The organism is Rhodococcus sp. BP-261 (genome assembly GCF_019835205.1).
GTDB classification, from domain to species: Bacteria; Actinomycetota; Actinomycetes; order Mycobacteriales; family Mycobacteriaceae; genus Rhodococcoides; species Rhodococcoides kyotonensis_B.
Genome location: NZ_JABUCO010000027.1, coordinates 19801 through 36868 on the forward strand (window position 1 = coordinate 19801; position 17068 = coordinate 36868).

Below are 17068 nucleotides of genomic sequence, written 5' to 3' on the forward strand. Positions count from 1 at the left end.
TCAGTCTTCGGGTTCCGACAGCCCCTCCCGCTCGTCACGCTCCGCCCATTCGATCAACGGGTCGAGCGAGAAGACCGCGTCGTCGATGCCCGCGTGCAGGTCCCCGAGCTTCTCGAAGCGCTTCGGAACCGTGAAGATCGTGAACTCGCGCGGATCGACGTCGGGAATCTCGTCCCACTCGATCGGCGTCGACACCGTCGCCTGCTGATTGCCCCGAACCGAGTACGCGCTGGCGATCGTGTGATCGCGTGCGTTCTGGTTGTAGTCCACGAAAAGCTTTGCGGGGTCACGATCCTTACGCCACCACACCGTCGTCACGTCGTCGGGAGCGCGACGCTCGACTTCCCGCGCGAAAGCCAGTGCGGCCCTGCGCACATCCTTGAATCCGTAGTCCGGCCGAATGCGTACGTAGATGTGCAGCCCATGTCCCCCAGAGGTTTTCGGCCATCCGACGGCGCCGATCTCGTCCAACACCTCGTGCACGACGCCCGCGACTCGTCGAACCCGGTCGAACGGGCAGTCCGGCATGGGATCGAGGTCGATGCGCCACTCGTCGGGGCTCTCCACGTCGGCTCGACGGCTGTTCCACGGGTGGAACTCGACGGTCGACATCTGAACCGCCCACGCGACGTGCGCTAGTTCGGTGACGCACAGTTCGTCGGCAGTTCGGTTGTAGCGAGGGAACTTCACGCGCACGGTCTCGAGCCACGGCGGCGCACCGTTCGGCACCCGCTTCTGGTGCACCTTGTCCCCGGCGAGTCCCTTCGGGAAGCGGTGCATCATGCACGGCCGCTCTCGGAGTGCGCGGACGATTCCGTCGCCGACGCTCAGGTAGTACTCGACCAGATCGAGCTTCGTCGCCCCGCTCTCCGGGAAGTACACCCGGTCGGGGTTCGAGACGCGGACAGTCCGCTCGCCCACCTCGAGTTCGATAGCGTCCGATGCCATACCGCGAGCCTAGGTGCGTTCGGCCGAGTTTCGCGCACCTTCCAGCCCACGCGCAGGTTGCAAACCCGCGCATTCGCTGAAACCTGCGCAACCCAGCACCCAGCGCCTGCACCCAGCACCCAGGCACGAAAAAGCCCGGCCCCTCCGAAGAGGAACCGGGCTTGTCGGCGAGGGAACGGACTCAGAAGTCCATGCCGCCCATGCCACCGGTCGGGTCGCCGACGGGCGCTCCGGCCTTCTCGGGCTTGTCGGCGACGACGGCCTCGGTCGTCAGGAACAGAGCCGCGATGGACGCTGCGTTCTGCAGTGCCGAGCGGGTGACCTTGACCGGGTCGTTGATGCCTGCAGCGAGCAGGTCCTCGTACTCGTTGGTCGCGGCGTTGAGGCCGTGGCCGGACGGGAGGTTGCGGACCTTCTCTGCGACGACGCCGGGCTCGAGGCCTGCGTTGAACGCGATCTGCTTCAGCGGTGCTTCGAGGGCGACGCGAACGATGTTCACGCCGGTTGCCTCGTCGCCGTCCAGCTTGAGCGAGTCGACTGCGGGCGAAGCCTGCAGCAGTGCGACGCCACCACCGGCGACGATGCCCTCTTCGACGGCTGCCTTCGCGTTGCGCACTGCGTCTTCGATGCGGTGCTTGCGCTCCTTGAGCTCGACCTCGGTCGCAGCTCCGGCCTTGATGACTGCAACGCCACCGGCCAGCTTGGCCAGGCGCTCCTGCAGCTTCTCGCGGTCGTAGTCGGAGTCGGAGTTCTCGATCTCGGCGCGGATCTGGCTGACGCGTCCGGCGATGGCGTCGGAGTCGCCCGCGCCTTCGACGATGGTGGTCTCGTCCTTGGTGACGACGACCTTGCGTGCCTGGCCGAGGAGCTCGAGGCCTGCAGTCTCCAGCGAGAGGCCGACCTCTTCGCTGATGACCTCGCCGCCCGTGAGGATGGCGATGTCGGCGAGCTGAGCCTTGCGGCGGTCACCGAAGCCGGGAGCCTTGACGGCAACGGACTTGAAGGTGCCGCGGATCTTGTTGACCACGAGGGTGGAGAGAGCTTCGCCCTCGACGTCCTCGGCGACGATCAGCAGCGGCTTGCCGGACTGGATGACCTTCTCCAGCAGCGGCAGCAGGTCCTTGACCGTGGAAACCTTGGAGCTGACGAGCAGGATGTACGCGTCTTCGAGGACGGCTTCCTGACGCTCAGCATCGGTGGCGAAGTACGCCGAGATGTAGCCCTTGTCGAAGCGCATGCCCTCGGTGAGCTCGAGCTGCAGGCCGAAGGTGTTGGACTCCTCGACCGTGATGACGCCTTCCTTGCCGACCTTGTCCATGGCCTCGGCGATGAGCTCGCCGATGGACGCGTCGCCTGCGGAGATACCAGCGGTAGCAGCGATCTGCTCCTTGGTGTCGATCTCCTTGGCGGAGGACAGCAGCGACTCGGTGACGGCTGCGACAGCCTTCTCGATGCCGCGCTTCAGGCCGAGCGGGTTGGCGCCGGCTGCGACGTTGCGCAGACCTTCGCGAACCAGAGCCTGGGCGAGAACGGTAGCGGTGGTGGTGCCGTCACCTGCGACGTCGTCGGTCTTCTTGGCGACCTCCTTGACGAGCTCGGCACCGATCTTCTCGTAGGGATCTTCGAGCTCGATCTCCTTGGCGATGGAGACACCATCGTTGGTGATCGTGGGAGCTCCCCACTTCTTCTCGAGCACGACGTTGCGACCCTTGGGGCCCAACGTCACCTTTACTGCATCGGCGAGGGCGTTGAGGCCTCGCTCGAGGCCACGGCGTGCCTCTTCGTCGAACGCGATGATCTTGGCCATTGCGAAGTGATCCTCCGGATTGGGGGTGACACGCAGAGCGACCGGGTGCCAGTCGCTCCATCTGCACTTGCTCGGCCGAGTTCGGTGCCCGCGACGGACGACCAGGGGTGTCGATGATTCCCAGCCTCACCGTCCCGACCTGGCACTCACAAGGCGCGAGTGCCAAAGCCATTTCTAGCACTCGACCATGGCGAGTGCAAGGTCGCCGACGCGGGCGAACCGCAGCTACGGCCCGACCGGAACCGACGTCTCTCCCTGCGCCGACGACCTGGCGAGCGCTACCGTCGCGGCGATCATGGCCGACAGCGCCACGACGAGCACGACGGCGACGTCGCGGTCGGCGTCGAGATATTCGCCGAGAACCAGAAACCCGAGCGCCGACGCGACGACGGGTTCCATGACCGTCGTCGCCGGGAGCGATGCCTGCAGCGCCCCCGCTTGGAACGCCGATTGCTGCAACGAGATCGCGCACACGGCCACGACGATCAACGCGTACAACTCGATCGACGTCAGCAACGGGACCACGCCACGCGATAAGAGATGCACGACGCCTTTCGTCAGCACGGCCGCCACACCGAACAGCGCGCCGCCTGCCGATCCGAGAAGTACGGCGCGACGCGATCCCGTACTGCGCTGCGCGGCGAACACGCACAACGCCACGAATGGAATGCCGACGAGACAGATCACCACCCAGTGCCGCGCCTCGGCCCGTTCGATGCCGGGCTTCGGGTCGCCCACGACGACGAGAATTGCGACCGACGCCGTCAGGATCGCGGCCCACAGCCATTCCGCACCCGAGATCGCGCGATGGGAGAATCGGGCGCCGAGCGGTAACGCGAAGAGCAGGGACAGAACCAACAGCGGCTGCACCAACAGCAACGATCCAAGCCCGAGCGCGGCAGCTTGAAGCGCGTAGCCGCCGATGCCGACGACCGTTCCCACCCACCAGACCGGCCGCTTCACCAGCGTCGTGATAGGACCGAGTACGCCGACGTCCTCGAGGGGAACTTCAGCCGCAGTGCGTTGGCGAACGACCGTTCCGATCGCGATGCACAGGGCGGCACCGAGCGCCAGGACCACCACGAGAAGTGTTTGCGGCACGTTACGAAACAGTAGTGCGCGAGCTGTTCGCCTGCATTCCATCGGTCCGTTATGGTGTTTACCGGCACTTGACCCAAATTAGAGATAAGCACGAGAACCCGAGAGTGGTCGGCCCGGCATGGTTGCGACCTCGCATCGGCCGCCGTCCACGATTCGCATACGAAATTGTGAGGACGGAAATCTTGAATTCCCCGAAGAAGCCCAACGCCGTCTCGGAAGCGTGGAACGGACTTCGAAAACCCGTCTTCATCCCGGCTTCCGTCATCATCTTCGTGATGATCGCGTTCACCATCGTCTTCGCCGGCACCGCCGAGGGCGCGTTCGAGTCTCTCAACAAGGCGATCACGGACGGCGTCGGCTGGTGGTACATCCTCGCCGCCACCGGATTCGTCGTGTTCGCGGTGTACTGCGGAGTGAGTCGGGTGGGCAACATTCGCCTCGGCCGCGACGACGAGAAGCCCGAATTCGGTGTGCTGTCGTGGTTCGCGATGTTGTTCAGCGCAGGAATGGGCATCGGCCTCGTCTTCTACGGTGTGGCAGAACCGTTGTCGCACTACGTGGTTCCGCCCGAAGCCGGTGGCATCGCCGGATCGACCGACGCGGCGGCCAATCAAGCCATGGAGTTGACGCTCTTCCACTGGGGTCTCCATGCGTGGGCGATCTACGTCGTGGTCGGTCTCGGACTCGCGTACATGACGTATCGCAAAGGTCGTCCCCTCTCCATCCGGTGGCTCCTCGAGCCTCTGCTCGGCCGCGAACGAATCGAAGGCGTCATCGGTCATGCGATCGACGTCGTCGCCATCGTCGGCACATTGTTCGGCGTCGCCACGTCTCTGGGCTTCGGCGTTCAACAGATCTCCGCCGGGCTCGACTACCTCGGCTGGGTCGAGACCGACAACTGGCTCGTCGTCGGGCTCATCGTCGTCGTCACGGGACTCGCGACGTTCTCCGTGGTGTCCGGCGTGACCAAGGGGCTCAAGTGGCTGTCGAACATCAACATGGGTCTCGCTGCCGGCCTCGCGCTCTTCGTCCTTCTCCTCGGTCCGACTCTGTTCCTGATGAAGTCCTGGGTTCAGAACCTCGGCGGGTACGCGCAGGCGTTGCCCGAACTGATGCTTCGCACATCGCCTTTCGCCGACGACGGTTGGGCAGGAGCATGGACCATCTTCTACTGGGGCTGGTGGATGAGCTGGGCGCCGTTCGTCGGCATGTTCATCGCACGTATCTCACGAGGCCGCACCATCCGTGAGTTCGTGTTCGGCGTGCTCCTGGCACCGACGATCATCGGCTCGCTGTGGTTCACGATCTTCGGAGACGCAGGCATCCTGCGTCAGCGCAACGACGGCGACCTTCTCGTCGACGGTGCAGTCGACACCAACACGACCCTCTTCCAGCTGCTCGGCGGTCTGCCTCTCGGCATCGTGACGAGCGTCTTGGCAATATTCGTCATCGTCTTCTTCTTCGTCACGTCCTCGGACTCCGGATCTCTGGTGATCGACATCCTGTCCACCGGAGGAGATCTCGAAACACCCAAGGTGACCCGCGTGTACTGGTCCGTTCTCGAGGGCATCGTCGCCGCGGTGCTGCTTCTCATCGGCGGAGCAGGTTCGTTGACCGCGTTGCAGACCATGTCGATCGCGACAGCGGTTCCGTTCTCGGTGGTCCTCGTGCTCGCATGTGTGTCGCTGCTCAAGGCATTCCGGTACGACGTCGCCACGACGCCGCGCTACGTGCGTGTGACTCAGACCAACACCGCCTCCGAGAACGGCAACGGCTCCGGTAACGGCGCGGCAGCGAAACGACCTCGTGGAGGCGGCATCTCGTCGACCTTTTCGGGTCTCGTACCGTCGACAGCGGGGCTCGCGACACCGACGAACGGCGCAATGGTCCTTGCCGTGCACGAGGTGCCGACGGAAGCGCTGGAGGTCCACCCCGAGACCGGCGCAGTCGAGTACTCCGGCAACGACGGTCTCGTCGACCCGCTCGGTGGTGAGGTGTTCGATACCCCGGAATTCGCGGAATCGCACGAGGGACAGACCCAGTCGAACTCCTAAGTCCTCGAACCCACGAAGGGGCCCGGCATCAGCCGGGCCCCTTCGTCGTTCGGAGCGAACGGTGACGTGCTCGCCTACAGCTAGGACGACCCCGCCACGACCGCGGGCACGATGATCGCCGTCATGACCGCGGCGTTGACGTCCTGCACCGCTTTGCGGACCGCCGCACCGGCCCAGTCACCCTCGGCAATCTCCTTGGCGCGTTTCTTCGCTGCCTTCTTGTCCACGCCCGGTAGCACCTTGTGTATCGCGTCGACGGCCGACAACAGTGAGATCAATGCCGAAATCGGCGCGGTCGGGGTGGTGCCGTCGACGATCGCGCTGCCGATCCACTGACGAAGCCGGTTCTCGTGCGTCGTATCCCGAGCGGGCCAGGTGGTCGTCGGGAACAGTCCGAGAACGTTCTTGCGTTCTTCGATGACCGAACCCTGCGCTGCGAGACGAGATCCCAGTTCCTTGTTCAGGTTTCGCTGCAGCTTCTCGATGACCTTCTGCGGCTTCGGTGGATTCTTCTGCGTACCCACGAACGCATGTGCGCGGGCGAGCAATTCGTCCTGCGGCGGCGGGCCGGACACGACCAGCCGGCCATCCTTGACCTGCTCGCCCTTGCCGGTGAGACGCACCGCCCCGCTCATCGCGAGCTCGAGCACCACTGCACCGGCGAGCACCCTCGGGAACTTGGTGCTGTCGACGATCGGTCTGCCGGACACATCGTCGACCAGAAGCACGAACACGTCCTCCGCGATGAGCGTCATGTCCCGAGAGTACCGATCACGTAGGGATAGGACACCTCGATCATCTTCTCCAGCACGGCGGTGTCGACGTCGGCGAGCTTGTTGACGTACAGACACCCCGCGCCCGCCTTGTGCTTGCCCAGCTGCTCCAGCATGGCCTTCGCCCTGGGTGCGTACGTGAGGCCGTACAGCGCGAGCGATGTCTTTCGCGGCGAGAAACCGACGGCCAACGAATCTCCCTCGCGCCCACTGGCATACGTGTAGTGATACTCGCCGTAACCGACCATCGACGGCCCCCACATGACAGCAGGCTCGCCGGTGACGCGAGACATCATGTCGTGCAGCGCAAGGCCGTCGGCACGCCGCACGGGATGTTCGACGGCCTGCAGCCATGCGAGCGCGTCGACGTCCGTCGCCGCGGTCTTGTTCTCGCCCATGTCAGTTGAGGTATCGCTGCCAGTCCGACGGCACCAGGTCCGCAGGGCCGGGCGTCGACTGGTCCAGTGGATGATGTTGCGGCGGGGCCAGTTCCGGTCCGTCGTACATCGTCTCGTCGGCGTAGCTGTAGTACCAGGTCTCCCCCGGTTCGTAACTGCGAATGAATTGGTGGCCCGTGCTCTCGGCGTGCTTGCTCGCATGCTGCGACGGCGAGGAGTCGCAGCACCCGATGTGGCCGCACTGCGCGCAGCGCCGCAGGTGAAACCACCATCCGCTCGCTTCGGAACATTCGAGACACCCTGGCCCCGACGGTGCGACCTCGGTGTCGATTCCGGGAATGTGTTCGCTCATCGATCCTCCTCTGGCGCTGCTGCAGGCTCGATCGGGAGCCTGACGACGAATCGGGTGTCACCGGGAACGGACTGCACGGACAGGTCGCCTCGATGTTTCTTGACGACGATGCGCCATGAGATGTCGAGTCCGAGTCCGGTCCCCTCCCCCACGGGTTTCGTGGTGAAGAACGGTTCGAAGATTCGAGACTGAATATCCTCCGGCACACCGGAACCCGTGTCGCACACCTCGACCAGCACCTGATCGTGGTCGCGACGCGTCCGTACCGTCAACGTGCCCTCGCCTGCCATCGCTTGTACCGCGTTGTCGATCAGGTTGGTCCACACCTGGTTCAGCTCGGCGGCGTACGCGGGGATCGGCGGGACCGATGCGTCGTAGTCCTTGACCACGGTGATGTCGTCACCGATCTTGCGCGCCAACATCACCAACGTGCTGTCGAGCAGATCACGAATGTCGACGGTCTGGTACGGCGCCCGATCCATCTGCGAATACTGTTTCGCAGCACCGACCAACGTCGACACACGCGTTGTCGAGTCGGCTATCTCGTTCATCAGCAACTCGGTCTCGACGGTGTAGTTGAGCCATCGAATCGCGCCTTCGAGTAGCTGCGAATCGTCCACGGTCGCAACGACTTTGTCGAGCCACGCCACGTCGAGGCCCGCCTGCACGAACGTCGGCGCGATGTCCCAGCCACCCGAGATGTCGTGATCGTCGAACCAGTCGCCCAGCTCGTCCTCGCGGTCCGACGCCTCGAGCGGCGACAGCTTGGGAGCCTTCGCGACCAGTTCGACGGCTTCCTCCTGCAGTCCGACGAGCGACGTCAACGAGCCGGGGTCCAGCGAACCGTTGGCGATCATCTTCAGCTTCTGCCGCATGTGTGCGACGCGATCGCGCAGCGCCGACGTCGCACGTACGGCCGCCGCGGCCGGGTTGTTCAGCTCGTGCGTCAGTCCCGCGGACAGCGAGCCGAGCGCAAGCAGACGCTCTCGCTGTTCGACGATCTGCTTGGTGTTGCGGCTTCCGAAGAACAGTCCTTCCAGCAGGTGCAAAGCCATCGGAAACCACTCGGAGACGATCTCGGCGAAGCAGTCCGCATCGAGCACGAAGAACCTCGACCGCTCGGTGACCCGCATGGAACCCGGGTACACCTGCGGCACCCGGTCACGGAGATAGGCCTGCCACGCACCCGCGTACACACCGCGCTGCGACGTCCGGTTGATGACAAGATCCTCGCCGCCGGACAGCTTCGACAGCACCAGCGATCCCTCGATCAGTACGTAGAAGCACGTGGCCGGATCGCCTTCGGCGAACACCGGGCCGGGCTCGATGATCTCGACGTGCCCTTCCTGGCACAGTCGCTCCAGCTGGTCGTCGGTCAGATGCTCGAACAGGAACAGCGTCTTCAGCTCGTCCGGAGAGCACTGGGCGGTCATGGGTTCGCCAGATATCTGTGCACGAGCATGACGGCCATCGCTCCTTCTCCTACCGCCGACGCGACGCGTTTCGCCGAATCGGACCGTACGTCGCCCGCCGCGAAGACGCCGGGAACGCTCGTCTCCAGGTGGTGCGGAAGCCGTTCGCGGTCCCACCCGCTCGGGGCTTTGCCGTCGACCACCAGGTCGGGACCCGTCACGACGAAACCGTGTTCGTCACGCTCGACGAAGCCGTCGAGCCAGTCGGTGCGCGGCGCCGCGCCGATGAACAGGAACAGGTACTGCGCGGGAACGGTCTCGTCCGTGTCGGTGACGCGGTCGTGCAGCGTGATCGATTCGAGGTGATCGTCGCCGCCGACGCCGACGACTTCGGTGCACGTGCGCACCGTGATCTTCGGGTTCTCCTCGATCTGCTTGATCAGGTAGTACGACATCGACGCCTCGAGCGACTGCGCGCGAATCAGAATGGTCACCGATTTCGCGCCGCGGGCCAGATACACCGCAGCCTGGCCTGCCGAGTTCGCACCGCCGACGATGTAGACGTCCTGCTCGGCGCAGCGCGTGGCCTCCGTCATCGCCGAACCGTAGAAGACGCCGCGACCCGTGAAATTCTCGATGCCCGGCGTCGTCAACTGCCGATACGCGACGCCCGTCGACAAGATGACCGTCTGCGCATCGATGCTGCTGCCGTCGGCGAAACGAACCGTCCGGGCAGCGCCGTTCGCTTCCAACGAGACGACGTCCTGCGTCGTCACCACCTCGGCGCCGAACTTCAATGCCTGCCGACGCGCCCGCTCGGCCAGTTGAGCGCCGGAAACTCCGTCGGGAAATCCGAGGTAGTTCTCGATGCGCGAGCTCTGGCCGGCCTGACCACCCGTCGCGGTGCGCTCGATGAGCGTCGTGCGCAGTCCTTCCGACGCCCCGTACAGGGCAGCACCCAATCCGGCGGGACCACCACCGATGACGACGAGGTCGTAGAACGCGTTCGACGGTGTGGTCGTCAAGCCGAGGTGATCGCCGAGTTCGGCGTCGGTCGGCGAACAGAGCGCCTTACCTTCGGCTGTGACGACGACCGGACACACCGTGTCGTCGACACCCGCCGACGTCAACAGGCGGGCACCTTCGGGTTCGTCGGCCATGTACCAGCGATACGGCAGCTGATTGCGAGCCAGGAATTCGCGAACCTCCGACGACCGTGCCGACCAGCGATGGCCGATGATCCTGGTCTCTTCCACCGGCCGGTGGTTCGACGACGCCCATGCCTCCAGCTGGGCGTCGAGCACCGGGTAGAGCTTCTCCTCGGGCGGATCCCACGGCTTGAGCAGGTAGTAGTCGAGGTCGATGACGTTGATCGCCTCGATGGCCGCGTCCGTGTCGGCATACGCCGTGAGCAGCACGCGGCGCGCATAGGGGTACAGGTCCATCGCCTGTTCGAGGAACTCCATGCCGTTCATCTGCGGCATGCGATAGTCGGCCAAGAGCACCGCGACGGGCTGACCGCGCAGCTTCAGTTCCTTCAATGCATCGAGCGCCTGCGCTCCGGACTCGGCCCGGATGATGCGGTACTTCTCGCCGTAGTGACGGCGCAGATCGCGTGCGACGGATCGAGAGACCCCCGGGTCGTCGTCCACGCTGAGAATTGCAGGCTTCATGACCCTCCAGAACAGCCGGTTCGTTACGCACCGATTATGCCGTTCCGGAGTGGTCAGCGCCGAGGACTTACACCAGCCCTCGTCTGACCATGTCGATCTCGCGAGGAGTCAAGAGGCGTTCGAGCTTCTCACTCGGCCACGTACGGGGACTTCCGGTCATACGCGCGGACTCCAGAAGCGGCACTCCCGCCCTGGAACGACGCAAGATCGTTGGAAAGTTCACGATCGATCACTCCGAACAACTTCTGATTGGCCTGAATTTCTCGTTCGTTCTATCGACCAGTGTTCGCCTCGTGTTACCGGAAAGCTCGTAGGCGCGCGGAGCGTGTTTGAACATGTCGTCGGCAGGGGTACGCCGCGCACCACACGGATTCGGGGGCTGAAATATGAACACGAACGCAAGTAACGCGGCCGAGCGCGTACAACAGAACAGCGCATTCGAAAAGGCTGCTCGCTGCGGCCACTTCGTCAGCGGCTTACTGCACATTCTCATCGGTTACATCGCGATCCGACTCGCGTTCGGGCAGGGAGGCAACGCCGACCAGTCCGGTGCACTCGCCGAGCTCGGCAGCAAACCCGGCGGGTCCATCGCACTGTGGATCGCGTTCGTCGCGTTCGTCGCGCTCGCGTTGTGGCGGATCGTCGAGGCGATCGTCGGCAAGAAGTCGGACGCCGACGAGGGCAGCGCGATGGACCGCTTCAAGGCCGCGTCGCTCGCCGTCGTCTACATCGCTTTCGCATGGTCCACGTTCGGCTTCGCGCGCGGATCCGGCAAATCGAGCGGCGAACAGAACGCGTCGACCACCGCACGACTGATGGAGAACGGCTTCGGAAAGTTCGTGCTGATCGTCGTCGGACTCGTGATCATCGGCGTCGGTGGTTACCACGTCTACAAGGGAGTGTCGAAGAACTTCCTCGACGACCTAGAGGGCCACACCGGCAAAGGCGTCGAACGTCTCGGGATCGCCGGATACGCGGCGAAGGGAATCGCGCTCGTCGGAACGGGTGCGCTCGTGATCGTCGCCGTCTTCACCTCCGATCCCAGCAAGGCGACCGGCGTCGACGGTGCCGTCAAGACTCTGGGTGAACAGCCCTTCGGCCAGGTTCTGTTGGTCCTCGCCGGCGTCGGCATCGCGCTGTACGGGTTGTACGCATTCGTGCTCGCACGGCACGCGAAGATGTAGCCTCCAAGTCGATTCCAAGCCTCACCGGTCATCGTGTTCTCACACGAGATACGAGGAGACCACAGTGGGTTTGTTCGACATGTTCACCGGCACGAAGCGTCCGTCCGCAGACATTCCGGCCCGCAGACCTGACGAGGTGTACGCCGCACTGATGGCCGTCAACCGTCCGAGCGCGCCGTTCGTCATCCGCGACGGATCGGCCGAGGGCGTCGACCTCGTCGCGGAGTGGCGCATCGTCGACGCGCGCTGGTACGAGATCTTCGCCAAGGCGTCACTGTCGAAAGTCTTTCGCATTCTGCTGAAGCTCGACCCGGCCACCGACGAGGTGCGCGGTGTGGACGAGGAGTGGGCCGTCGAATGGCGAGCAGGGGTGCCTTCGTTGACCGCGTCCGCGGAGAAGTTCCGGGGCCAGAAGTCGTCCGTCCAGTTCGGAACGGCCTACGCGTTCACCGAGCAGCTCGAGTACGGGCAGGTGTACAACTACCGCTTCTCGACCGGTGAGCTGAAGAAGCCGATCCAGGACGCCGTCCTCGCGTGCGGTTGGACGTACAAGGGCGTGGCATTCGGGAAGCTCTGACGCCGGGTGGGTGTGGTGTCCCACTTGTCCGGCTGTCAGCAGGTTTTCCTGATCTGCGGCGGACGACTGGGACATCCTGCCCACACTTCGGGGAAGTGTGTGTGACTATAGGTAGCACCAACCCTGATGGAGGAACGCGTGAGCAAAACCCTCGAAGCCAGCATCGACGTCGACGCCAGCCCGGACAAGGTGTGGGCGATCGTCTCGGACCTGAAGCGCATGGGTGAGTGGAGCCCGCAGTGCAAGCTGATGAAGGTGTTCGGCGGCGATGTCCGCAAGGGCACGACCACACTGAACGTCAACAAGAAGGGCCTGCTCGTTTGGCCTACGACGTCGAAGGTCGTCGACTTCGAGCCGAACAAGTCGATCGCGTTCCGCGTCAACGAGAACAAGACCATCTGGTCGTACACCCTGACCCCGAAGGACGGCGGTACCACCGTCGTCGAGAAGCGTGAAGCACCGACGGGAACCAGCGCGGTCTCGACGTTCCTCGTGAAGAACGTGCTCGGCGGAATCGAACAATTCGACGTGGAACTCGTCGACGGCATGAACCGGACCCTGCAGCGCATCAAGACGGAGAGCGAACGAAGCTAAGTCAAGGTTTCAACCGCCGACCACCCGGGCACCCCCTGTGAGCAATACCCACGGCACACACAAGAGGGGGCACCACATGTTGGGCCTAGGAATCATCGGCTGGATCATCATCGGCGGACTCGCCGGCTGGATCGGTAGCAAGATCATGAAGACGGATGCATCGATGGGCATTCTGTTGAACATCGTCGTCGGCATCATCGGCGGCCTGATCGGCGGTTGGCTACTCAAGGCTTTCGGCGTCGACGTCGAAGGCGGCGGACTCATCTTCAGCTTCCTGACCTGCCTGCTCGGAGCAGTGATCCTGCTGTTCCTGGTCAAGCTCGTCACCGGCCGATCGAGGGTCTGACCCACAGCGCACACGCAGCTGCCGGGGCATCTCACGTACTCTGTGAGGCCCCGGCAGCTGTCGTTTCGTCGGGCCCTGAACACGCACGAGAAGAAGGAGCGAAGTGGCACGCCGTCCCACCCCGATCGGTCAGGAACAGCGCACCGGCGCAGCACACTTCGTCGAGTTGATTCGTGACACCGTCCCGCCGATGCACCCCGCAGGACTTCCGTTCGTCGCAGGCCCGCTGGCCGTGGCCGCTCTCGGACGCAGGCACAAGTGGGTGCGTCGCGCAGGCCTGACCGCCGCCGGTGCGTGCGCCACGTTCTTCCGCCACCCCGGCCGCGTCCCACCGAATCGACCGGGCGTCGTAGTGGCCCCTGCCGACGGCTTGATCACGCTCGTCGACACCGCGGTTCCGCCGGCCGAGCTCGATCTCGGCACGACGCCGGTGCCGCGCGTCAGCATCTTCCTGTCCGTCCTCGACGTGCACGTTCAGCGTGTTCCGGTCGGTGGCGAGGTCATCGAGGTCGTGCATCGGCGCGGCCAGTTCAAGTCCGCCGACCTCGCCGAGGCGAGCGAGGTGAACGAGCGCAACAGCATGCACATTCGTACGCCGTCGGGCCACGACGTCGCCGTCGTACAGATCGCCGGTCTGATCGCCCGCCGCATCGTCAACAACGCGAAGGTCGGCGATACGTTGACCATCGGCGACACGTACGGATTGATCCGATTCGGATCTCGCCTCGACACGTACTTCCCCGCGGGCACCGAGTTGCTCGTCGAGCGCGGTCAGCGCGCAGTCGGGGCCGAAACCGTGCTTGCCGAACTCCCCCGATAGTCGGTGCGATGATCACCAGACGAGCGCGACCTCCCGCTGCTGTTCGACTCCTGCCGTCGGTGGTGACGATTCTGGCGTTGTGCGCCGGGTTGTCCGCGCTGAAGTTCGCGCTCGACGGCGAACTCGGTGTCGCGCTGGCGATGATCGGTGCCGCTGCGATTCTCGACGCCCTCGACGGGCGAATCGCCCGCCTGCTCGACGCCACCAGCAAGATCGGCGCCGAACTCGACTCGCTGGCCGACGCCATCTCCTTCGGTGTCGCACCCGCCCTGGTGCTGTACGTGACACTGCTCGAAGGCAGCAGCGCCGGCTGGATCATCGCGCTGATCTACGTCGTCGCGATGGTCCTGCGCCTGGCTCGCTTCAACACCTTGCTCGACGACGACAACACACCGGCCTACGCCCGCGAGTACTTCACCGGCGTGCCGGCTCCCGCGGGCGCCCTCATCGTGTTGGCTCCGATCGCGGCGTTCCAGGAATGGGGCGACGGCTGGTGGGCGTCGTTCTACGTCGTCGTCGGGTGGACGCTCTTCACAGCGGGGCTGGCGGTCAGCCGCATCCCGACGCTCGCGCTCAAGACCGTATCCGTTCCTCCCCGCATGGCCGCCGCGCTGCTCATCCTCGTCGCACTCGCAGCCGCAGCGTTGATCACCTACCCGCTGATCCTGCTGATGGTCCTGGTACTCGTCTACCTGATCCACATTCCGTTCGCCGTGCGCTCGCAGCGATGGGTCGCGGCCCGTCCCTACGCGTGGGAGGCGAAACCCGCCGAGCGTCGCGCCGAGCGTCGCGCGATCCGACGCGCCCCCGGTAACACGCGTCGCTCCGCAGCCCGGTTGGGTCTGCGTCGACCCCGAGGGCCGCAGTGACAGCCCCGGAGCTGGTCCTCACGGCACGACTCAACACATCGGCGGCCGACGCCAGACGCGGCGTCGTTCGGCTGCACCCGGAGGTACTGGCCGCGCTCGGAATCCGCGAATGGGACGCCATCGCGGTGATCGGTGCGCGTCGCACGGCCGCGGTCGCCGGACGCGCGCCGGACGGAACGCCGCCCCGGACGGCCCTGCTCGACGACGTCACCCTGTCGAACGCGGGCATCAAGGAAGACGGTTCCATCGCCGTCGCACCGGTAACGGTCTACGGCGCGAAGACGGTGACGGTCAGCGGTTCGGCGCTGGCGACGGGTTCGATCTCCGAGTCGACGTTGCGCCAAGCGCTGCTCGGCAAGGTGGTCACCGTCGGCGATACGGTTTCGCTCCTGCCCCGCGACCTCGGCCCGGGCACGAGCACCACTGCCGCGACGCTGGCACTCTCTCGAACCTTCGGCTTCACGTGGACGAGCGAACTGCTGACGGTGTCGAGCACGTCGCCGTCGGGTCCGGTCAGCGTGCAACCGAACACGGCGGTCAGCTGGGGCGAAGCACCGGCGTCCACACCCACCACTGCACGCGACACCCCGGCCGCGCTGCCGGTCACCGAACTGGTCGGGGTGTCCGCACAGCAGGCGAAGCTGTCCGAATGGCTGCGTCTGGCGCTCGACGAGTCGGAGCTGCTCGCGCGGCTCGGCGCGTCGGCGCACCTCGGCGTCCTGATCACCGGACCCGCGGGCGTCGGAAAGTCCACACTCGCCCGCGCGGTCCTCGCCGGTCGTACCGTCGCAGAACTCGACGGCCCGTCGATCGGCGCGTTGGACGCATCCGCGCGTGTCGACGCCGTCTCCTCGGCGATCGACGGTCTCGCCGGCTCGGGCGTCCTGCTGATCACCGACATCGATGCCCTGTTGCCCGCCACGGCCGAACCCGCGTCGACCCTCGTGCTCGATCAGCTCCGCCGCGCGGTGGACACTGCAGGCTTGGCGTTCGTCGCCACGACCGCACACCCCGAGGCCACCGATTCTCGGCTCCGCGCGCAGGATCTCTGCGACCGCGAACTGACGCTGTCACTTCCCGACGCCGTTGGACGGTCCGCCCTGCTCGAACACCTGTTGCGCACGGCGCCGACCGACGGACTCTCGCTCGGCGAGATAGCCGCCAGGACACCGGGTTTCGTCGTCGCCGATCTGGCTGCACTGGTCCGAGAAGCTGCGTTGCGGGCCGCGTCGCGGGCGAGCTCCGAGGGGTCGGACCCGCAGCTCGTTCAATCGGATCTGCTGGGCGCCCTCGACGTCATTCGTCCACTGTCTCGTTCCGGCGCAGAGGAATTGGCGATCGGCAGCCTCACCCTCGACGACGTCGGCGACATGGTCGAGACGAAACAGGCACTCACCGAGGCCGTGCTGTGGCCGCTGCGGCATCCGGATTCGTTCTCTCGCTTGGGAATCGAGCCGCCCCGAGGCGTGCTGCTCTACGGCCCTCCCGGCTGCGGCAAGACGTTCCTCGTGCGCGCGCTGGCAAGTTCGGGCCAGCTGAGCGTCCATTCCGTCAAGGGCGCCGAGCTGATGGACAAGTGGGTCGGGTCGTCGGAAAAGGCTGTGCGCGAGCTGTTTCAGCGTGCGCGCGACTCGGCGCCGTCACTGATCTTCCTCGACGAGGTCGACGCACTGGCACCTCGACGCGGGCAGACCAGCGATTCCGGCGTCGGCGATCGCGTCGTCGCGGCACTGCTGACCGAACTGGACGGCGTCGAACCGCTACGTGACGTCGTCGTGCTCGGGGCGACCAATCGACCGGACCTGATCGACCCCGCACTGCTGCGTCCGGGCAGGCTCGAACGCCTCGTGTTCGTCCCGCCGCCCGACGCGGAGGCACGGGCCGACATCCTGCGTGCGTCGAGCAAATCCGTGCCGCTGTCCGACGACGTCGACCTCGATCTGCTCGCCACCGACCTCGACGGCTACTCGGCCGCCGACTGTTCCGCGCTCCTGCGAGAGGCCGCGCTGACGGCCATGCGCCGCTCGTTGGATGCCGCGTTCGTCACGGGCGACGACGTCGAGACCGCGCGAAAAACGGTGCGCCCCTCGCTCGATCCCGAGCAAGTGGCGCACCTGGAGGCCTACGGGTCGTGAGTGCGAATGTACAGCGGGCTGTACA

Annotated in this window: 16 protein-coding genes; 8 read left to right on the top strand and 8 right to left on the bottom strand. The window is 65.3% G+C overall.

What is annotated here, in order from left to right; all coding sequences use genetic code 11:
* The 3 genes from ligD to HQ354_RS21905 all read right to left on the bottom strand — a co-directional run bounded on the left by ligD (window position 1) and on the right by HQ354_RS21905 (window position 3856).
* The gene (gene ligD / locus HQ354_RS21895) at window positions 1–948 is read right to left on the bottom strand and encodes a non-homologous end-joining DNA ligase (protein WP_167678518.1); all 948 of its coding nucleotides are present in this window, start codon (window positions 946–948) and stop codon (window positions 1–3) included.
* 181 nt (window positions 949–1129) lie between these two features.
* The gene (gene groL / locus HQ354_RS21900) at window positions 1130–2755 is read right to left on the bottom strand and encodes a chaperonin GroEL (protein WP_068422162.1); all 1626 of its coding nucleotides are present in this window, start codon (window positions 2753–2755) and stop codon (window positions 1130–1132) included.
* Window positions 2756–2980: 225 nt separating this feature from the next.
* Window positions 2981–3856, bottom strand: a complete 876-nt coding sequence (locus tag HQ354_RS21905; RefSeq protein ID WP_068422159.1) for a DMT family transporter — start codon at window positions 3854–3856, stop codon at window positions 2981–2983.
* A gap of 182 nt (window positions 3857–4038) precedes the next feature.
* Here HQ354_RS21905 and HQ354_RS21910 point away from each other — a divergent pair, with 182 nt between their 5' ends.
* Window positions 4039–5910, top strand: a complete 1872-nt coding sequence (locus tag HQ354_RS21910; RefSeq protein ID WP_222635575.1) for a BCCT family transporter — start codon at window positions 4039–4041, stop codon at window positions 5908–5910.
* 80 nt (window positions 5911–5990) lie between these two features.
* Here the strand turns inward: HQ354_RS21910 and HQ354_RS21915 are convergent, their stop codons facing one another.
* Genes HQ354_RS21915 through HQ354_RS21935 form a run of 5 tightly spaced genes read right to left on the bottom strand, consistent with a single transcriptional unit; the run spans window position 5991 to window position 10518 of the window.
* Window positions 5991–6665, bottom strand: coding sequence for a GPP34 family phosphoprotein (locus HQ354_RS21915; RefSeq protein ID WP_068422156.1), 675 nt, complete (start codon window positions 6663–6665; stop codon window positions 5991–5993).
* Window positions 6662–7081, bottom strand: coding sequence for a DUF1801 domain-containing protein (locus tag HQ354_RS21920; protein ID WP_068422154.1), 420 nt, complete (start codon window positions 7079–7081; stop codon window positions 6662–6664). Before HQ354_RS21920 ends, HQ354_RS21915 begins: the two co-directional genes overlap by 4 nt.
* Window position 7082: 1 nt before the next feature.
* Window positions 7083–7433, bottom strand: coding sequence for a UBP-type zinc finger domain-containing protein (locus HQ354_RS21925; RefSeq protein ID WP_068422151.1), 351 nt, complete (start codon window positions 7431–7433; stop codon window positions 7083–7085).
* Window positions 7430–8866, bottom strand: coding sequence for an ATP-binding protein (locus tag HQ354_RS21930; RefSeq protein WP_068422146.1), 1437 nt, complete (start codon window positions 8864–8866; stop codon window positions 7430–7432). Before HQ354_RS21930 ends, HQ354_RS21925 begins: the two co-directional genes overlap by 4 nt.
* Complete coding sequence (locus HQ354_RS21935) at window positions 8863–10518, bottom strand: FAD-dependent oxidoreductase (protein ID WP_068422143.1); 1656 nt, start codon at window positions 10516–10518, stop codon at window positions 8863–8865. The genes HQ354_RS21930 and HQ354_RS21935 overlap by 4 nt, the downstream gene beginning before the upstream one ends.
* A gap of 386 nt (window positions 10519–10904) precedes the next feature.
* Here HQ354_RS21935 and HQ354_RS21940 point away from each other — a divergent pair, with 386 nt between their 5' ends.
* The 7 genes from HQ354_RS21940 to HQ354_RS21970 all read left to right on the top strand — a co-directional run bounded on the left by HQ354_RS21940 (window position 10905) and on the right by HQ354_RS21970 (window position 17043).
* On the top strand, window positions 10905–11702 hold the full coding sequence (locus HQ354_RS21940; RefSeq protein ID WP_068422137.1) for a DUF1206 domain-containing protein: 798 nt from the start codon (window positions 10905–10907) through the stop codon (window positions 11700–11702).
* Between the two features lie 64 nt (window positions 11703–11766).
* Window positions 11767–12279 (top strand): hypothetical protein, encoded by a 513-nt coding sequence (locus HQ354_RS21945; protein WP_068422134.1) that lies wholly within the window; start codon window positions 11767–11769, stop codon window positions 12277–12279.
* Between the two features lie 138 nt (window positions 12280–12417).
* Entirely contained in the window at window positions 12418–12873 is a 456-nt protein-coding gene (locus HQ354_RS21950; RefSeq protein WP_068422298.1) for an SRPBCC family protein, read from the top strand.
* A gap of 76 nt (window positions 12874–12949) precedes the next feature.
* The gene (locus HQ354_RS21955) at window positions 12950–13219 is read left to right on the top strand and encodes a GlsB/YeaQ/YmgE family stress response membrane protein (protein WP_068422131.1); all 270 of its coding nucleotides are present in this window, start codon (window positions 12950–12952) and stop codon (window positions 13217–13219) included.
* A gap of 103 nt (window positions 13220–13322) precedes the next feature.
* Entirely contained in the window at window positions 13323–14039 is a 717-nt protein-coding gene (locus HQ354_RS21960; RefSeq protein WP_068422127.1) for a phosphatidylserine decarboxylase, read from the top strand.
* A gap of 8 nt (window positions 14040–14047) precedes the next feature.
* Window positions 14048–14908, top strand: a complete 861-nt coding sequence (gene pssA, locus HQ354_RS21965; protein ID WP_068422124.1) for a CDP-diacylglycerol--serine O-phosphatidyltransferase — start codon at window positions 14048–14050, stop codon at window positions 14906–14908.
* A complete protein-coding gene (locus HQ354_RS21970; protein WP_068422122.1) occupies window positions 14905–17043 on the top strand; it encodes an AAA family ATPase in 2139 nt (712 codons plus the stop codon). Before pssA ends, HQ354_RS21970 begins: the two co-directional genes overlap by 4 nt.
* Window positions 17044–17068: the final 25 nt, after the last annotated feature.